Genomic DNA, 2388 nt, shown 5'->3' with positions numbered 1-2388 from the left:
GTGACCAGCACTAAGCCGCGCCGGGAGACCACCAGCCCCTCGGCCACCAGCACCGCGATGGCCCGGGAGACCGTCACCGGGCTGACCTGGTGACGTTCCACCAGCGCCCGACTGGAGGGCAGCTTCCGTCCCTCCGGGTAGCGCTCGACCTCCCGCCGCAGGATGTCGGCGAGTTCGGTCACACTGCTACGCTCGTTCATGACGGCACAAGATAGCGCTACCCGGCTTCGGGCGGTAGCACCTCGCCAGGCCCCCGCTTCCGGCACCGCCCTCGCGGCCCTCGCCGTGGCCTCCTTCTCGCTCTCCTTCCCGGCGACTGCGTGGTCCCTGACCGGCTTCGGCCCGTGGTCCGCGACCGGCCTGCGCGGCGCCCTCGCCGGTCTGCTGGCCGTCCTCCACCTGGCGGCCGTCCGCGCCCCGCTGCCGCAGCGGCGGCACTGGCCCGGACTGCTGGTGGTCTCCGGCGGCTGCGTCCTCGGCTTCCCGCTGCTGACCACGCTCGCCCTGCGCACCTCCTCGACCGCCCACTCGGCAGTGGTCATCGGCGTGCTGCCGCTGGCCACGGCGACGGTCGCGGCGCTGCGCACCGGTCGCCGGCCGTCCGGGGCGTTCTGGGCGGCGGCGCTCGCCGGGGCCGCCGCCGTGCTCGCCTTCACCCTGGTGCGGAGCCACGGCCGGCCGACCGTCGCCGACCTCTACCTGTTCGCGGCGGTACTGCTCTGCGCCGCCGGGTACGCCGAGGGCGGGCGGCTCTCCCGGGACCTGCCGGGCGCCCAGGTGATCGCCTGGGCGGTGGTGGCCGCCCTGCCCGCGACGCTGCTGACCGCGGCGCTCGGGCTGGGCACCGAGCCGGTGCGGTTCGGGGCGCAGGCCCTGGTCGGGCTGGCCTACACGGCGGCGGTCTCGCAGCTCGGCGGGTTCGTGCTCTGGTACCGGGGGATGGCCGCGATCGGGGTGCCGAGGGCCAGCCAGCTCCAGCTCGCGCAGCCGCTGCTGACACTGGTCTGGTCGGTGCTGCTGCTCGGCGAGCGGCTGCCGGCCGCGGCGCCCGTCACCGCGGTGGTGGTGCTGGTCTGCATCGCGGTGACCCAGCGGGCCCGGACCTGACCCGCGGGCGCCGCAGGGCTGCGCCGTACGTTCCCGAACCCCCGATCCGACCGGTTCGGCGCGGCCCCTTGCTCGTTAGGATGAACCCGTGCCCGTCGGTCCGGGCGAGGCATCCGGAGGGAGTGGGCCGTCATGGCAGACGAGAGGCACGCCCCGGCGGCCGGGGACGCGCCGGCCCGGCGCCGCGGCCAGGGCGAGCTGGAGGCGCAGGTGCTCGCGGTGCTCCAGCAGGCGCCCGGCCCGGCCGCCGCGGGATGGGTCCAGGAACGCCTGGAGGGCGACCTGGCCTACACCACGGTCATGACCATCCTGTCCCGGCTGCACGCCAAGAGCGCCGTGACCAGGACCCGCTCCGGCCGTTCCTACCTGTGGCAGGCCTCCTCGGACGCCGCCGGGCTGGCCGCGCTGCGGATGCGCCGGATGCTCGACGGGGAGGCGGACCGGGACGCCGTCCTGGCCAGCTTCGTCAGCGCGCTGCTGCCGCACGACGAGGAACTGCTCCGGGCGCTGCTGGACGCCGCGTCCGCCGATCCGGCAGTGCCCGACCGTGAGAGCTGACCCGTGGGCCTCTTCGTCTTCCTCCCGCTCGTCCTGCCGCTCACCGCGGTCCCGATCGCGCGCCTGACCGAACAGCACCTGCACCCGCGCGGCGCGGCCCGGCTGATGACCGTGATCAGCGCGGTGATGGCGGTGTGCAGCGCGCTCTGCCTCGGGCTGATCGGCGTGGTGGGCACCGCGCAGATCCCCGGCAACCCGCTGCCGGACAGCTGGTCCGACCCGGAGGTGCGGGCCGCGCTGCCGTACCACGAGACGGTCGGCACGGCCGCGATGTGGCTGCTGGCCCTGGTGGTCCTCGCCTGCGCCCGGACGGTCGTGCGGCACCTGCGGGTGCGGGCCCGGGCCCGCCGGGCGCTGAGCGGGCTGCCCGTCGGGCCGGGACCGGCCGGCGACCTCGCGGTGCTGCCGGACCGGAGCCCGTACGCCTACGCGCTGCCCGGATCGCCCGGCCGGGTCGTGGTCTCCACCGGGATGCTGGCCGGCCTGGCCGCCGACGAGCGCGAGGCGCTGCTCGCCCACGAGCGGGCGCACCTGCGCCACCGCCACCACCGGTACCTGCTGACCACCCAGCTCGCCGCCTGCGTCAACCCGTTCCTGCGGCCGCTGCAGGACGCGGTGGCGTACAGCGCGGAGCGGTGGGCGGACGAGGACTCGGCGCAGGCCGTGGGGGACCGCCGGATCACCGCGCGGGCGGTGGCCCGGGCGGCCCTGGTCTCGCACGCC

Annotated in this window: 4 protein-coding genes; 3 read left to right on the top strand and 1 reads right to left on the bottom strand. The window is 76.4% G+C overall.

The genetic code is table 11. From position 1 onward, the window contains the following. On the bottom strand, positions 1 to 266 hold a 266-nt coding region (locus ACIQOV_RS37670; protein WP_401055287.1), incomplete at its 3' end, for a GntR family transcriptional regulator. On the opposite strand from ACIQOV_RS37670, the gene ACIQOV_RS37665 reads away from it, so the two are divergent. The 3 genes from ACIQOV_RS37665 to ACIQOV_RS37655 all read left to right on the top strand — a co-directional run. Then, positions 199 to 1107: a DMT family transporter gene (locus ACIQOV_RS37665; RefSeq protein ID WP_401055286.1), complete on the top strand. Its 909-nt coding sequence runs from the start codon at positions 199 to 201 to the stop codon at positions 1105 to 1107. The genes ACIQOV_RS37670 and ACIQOV_RS37665 overlap by 68 nt on opposite strands. Before the next feature lie 132 nt (positions 1108 to 1239). Continuing rightward, the gene (locus ACIQOV_RS37660; RefSeq protein WP_380538618.1) at positions 1240 to 1665 is read left to right on the top strand and encodes a BlaI/MecI/CopY family transcriptional regulator; all 426 of its coding nucleotides are present in this window, start codon (positions 1240 to 1242) and stop codon (positions 1663 to 1665) included. A gap of 3 nt (positions 1666 to 1668) precedes the next feature. After that, positions 1669 to 2388: M48 family metalloprotease (locus tag ACIQOV_RS37655; protein ID WP_401055285.1), on the top strand; the 720-nt coding region annotated here is incomplete at its 3' end.

Source organism: Kitasatospora sp. NPDC091257 (assembly GCF_044757675.1).
GTDB lineage: Bacteria > Actinomycetota > Actinomycetes > Streptomycetales > Streptomycetaceae > Kitasatospora > Kitasatospora lactacystinica.
This window is presented reverse-complemented; position numbering and strand designations above follow the sequence as displayed.

Bases quoted from the DNA above. Each gene is read 5' to 3' on its own strand.
- ACIQOV_RS37665 (WP_401055286.1), top strand. From the start codon at position 199: ATGACGGCACAAGATAGCGCTACCCGGCTTCGGGCGGTAGCACCTCGC.
- ACIQOV_RS37660 (WP_380538618.1), top strand. From the start codon at position 1,240: ATGGCAGACGAGAGGCACGCCCCGGCGGCCGGGGACGCGCCGGCCCGG.